Here is a 2,290-nt window from a genome sequence, read left to right on the forward strand (position 1 = left end):
CAGATCCTCACTATTTTGTAAAAAAAAATAACCTCTAGTATAGATATAAAGGAATTATGAAAGTGTTTAGTTAAAAAAATATTGTGAAAATTAGTTATATAAATGAAAACAGATAAATTATTTTACAGAATTTTCTTAAATCAACCAGATTTAATAGCAGAATTAATTCCTGGTATTCCTAGTGATTGTGAATTTGAGTATAGCGCACCTGTACTCAAAGAAAAAGAAACTAGGTTAGATGGGTTATTAACACCGATTAGTAATAATTCTGATGTACCGCTAATATTTCTCGAAGCACAAATGCAGCGAGATATAAAATTTTATAGTCGCTATTTTCGGGGAATATTTAGCTATATTGACCAATATGAAATTAGCAAAAATTGGCGCGGATTACTAATTTTACTGAATAAACGTTTGGAATTAGGTTCAGAACTTCCACACAGAAACTTACTGAATAGTCAAGTAGAAAGATTATATCTAGAAGATTTATTACATCAAGATGATTTAAGTCCTAATTTAGCTCTACTAAGATTAATAGTAACGCCTAAAGACCAAGCAGGATTAGCAGCTAGGAAAATTTTAAACAGTGTCAGCACAGAAGCAGAATTTCAGCTAAAATTAGATTTAGTAGAGTCCATATTAGTCAACAAATTTACACAACTAACCCTAAAGGAGATTCAAAAAATGCTTAATCTCAAAGAGGCTGATGTTACTCAAACACGGTTTTATCAAGAGGTGTTAGAAATTGGTGAGAAAAAAGGTTTACAACAAGGTTTACAACAAGGAGAAGCAAATCTAACTATACGCCAGTTAAAACGCCGTTGTGGTAATTTAACTGCTATTCAAGAGCAAAAAGTGCGATCGCTCACCATTCCTGAATTAGAATCTTTAGGAGAGGCATTATTGGATTTTCAAAATATGTCAGATTTGGAAAATTGGTTACAAGATAATCGCCGTTGATCTTGAAAGCGATCGCTCTTCTTTATGAAATCTCAAATTAGTCATTGGGGAAATTCTTTAACCTTCACTCTATAAATAAAATAAGAAAATCAGATCCCCGACTTCTCTCAGAAGTCGGGGATCTGAAACTGTTGATATTGAAAGCGATCGCTCTTCTTTATGAAATCTCAAATTGGTCGTTGTTTATGATAAAATAAATAATTTAGGGGAAAAAATGAGTGAAAATTGGCGAGCGAACTGCTTGCAGCAGCGTTTCGCTATCGCCCTGAAAGAATATACTTGAGAAATGCCAGCAAAAAGATATATAGAACTATACCAACAGTTCAGGCGATCGCATAATAATTCCAATTCTTTTTGATATAATAAAATTGTTTACAAGGAAAAACTATCATGCAATATCAAATTTTTGTTCAAAGTCAATCTGAAGAAAACTTTGTGGCATCAATGGAAAAATTAGCCGTTATCCGTCAAGAGTCGAACTTATCAACAGATGACTTAACAATAGATGGATGATGGAACTTTCAGAATTTAATATTCATCAATATGATGCCAAGTCATGTAGAATTTACCAAGAACTTAAAACCCAGCGTATTCGCGTTTGTACTCAAGACTTACGCATTGCATCAATCGTGATCGCCAATAATGGTATTCTTTTGACAAGAAATCGGCAAGATTTTGAGAAAATACCCGGACTAGCTATGCAAGATTGGTCAACTTAATTAACTCGTAAAACTAAAACCCAATTTGATTTATCAGAATTTTACTTGCCCATACAACTAAATTTAAACAAAGTTTAAAAACTTGAAAACAGATAGTCTATTTTACCGATTATTCCAAACATTTCCGCCACTACTGTTTGATCTGCTGAAATTTACCCCCGTTAACAGTAATTACAAATTCAAGTCAGTAGAAATAAAACAAACAGCCTTTCGTCTGGACGGAGTATTTTCACCACCGGAAAACGACCACAATTCCCCTCTATTTTTTGTAGAAGTCCAATTTCAAACAGATAAACTATTTTATCACCGCTTTTTTAGCGAAATATTCCTTTACCTGCGTCAATTTGACCCCCCCAACCCCTGGCAAGGAGTAGTTATTTATCCCAATCGTCAGACAGAAACAGGAAAAACCTGCCACTATGACTTTTTATTGGCAAGTTCCAGAGTCCACCGTATATACTTAAATGAATTAGAACCTCCAGCAAATGCCCCCATTAGTCTGAAGTTGTTAAAACTGATTGTTACTCCTGCGGATAAAAGTGCAGTTTTAGCACAAGAAATTGCCAAGGAAACCTATGAAGAAATAACTCAAAGACCATTGCAATTACAAC

The 2,290-nt window shown here is 33.8% G+C and carries 4 protein-coding genes; all 4 read left to right on the forward strand.

Annotated features, from left to right (window positions below; all coding sequences use genetic code 11):
• The first annotated feature begins 102 nt into the window (after window positions 1–102).
• On the forward strand, window positions 103–960 hold the full coding sequence (locus tag H6G44_RS19870; protein WP_190388280.1) for a DUF2887 domain-containing protein: 858 nt from the start codon (window positions 103–105) through the stop codon (window positions 958–960).
• A gap of 390 nt (window positions 961–1,350) precedes the next feature.
• Window positions 1,351–1,473: a hypothetical protein gene (locus tag H6G44_RS20580; protein WP_276513890.1), complete on the forward strand. Its 123-nt coding sequence runs from the start codon at window positions 1,351–1,353 to the stop codon at window positions 1,471–1,473.
• Window positions 1,470–1,679, forward strand: coding sequence for a type II toxin-antitoxin system VapC family toxin (locus H6G44_RS19875; RefSeq protein ID WP_242031816.1), 210 nt, complete (start codon window positions 1,470–1,472; stop codon window positions 1,677–1,679). The genes H6G44_RS20580 and H6G44_RS19875 overlap by 4 nt, the downstream gene beginning before the upstream one ends.
• Before the next feature lie 82 nt (window positions 1,680–1,761).
• Window positions 1,762–2,290: Rpn family recombination-promoting nuclease/putative transposase (locus tag H6G44_RS19880; RefSeq protein WP_190595394.1), on the forward strand; the 529-nt coding region annotated here is incomplete at its 3' end.

This window comes from Aphanizomenon flos-aquae FACHB-1287 (assembly GCF_014698755.1).
Taxonomy (GTDB): domain Bacteria; phylum Cyanobacteriota; class Cyanobacteriia; order Cyanobacteriales; family Nostocaceae; genus Dolichospermum; species Dolichospermum flosaquae.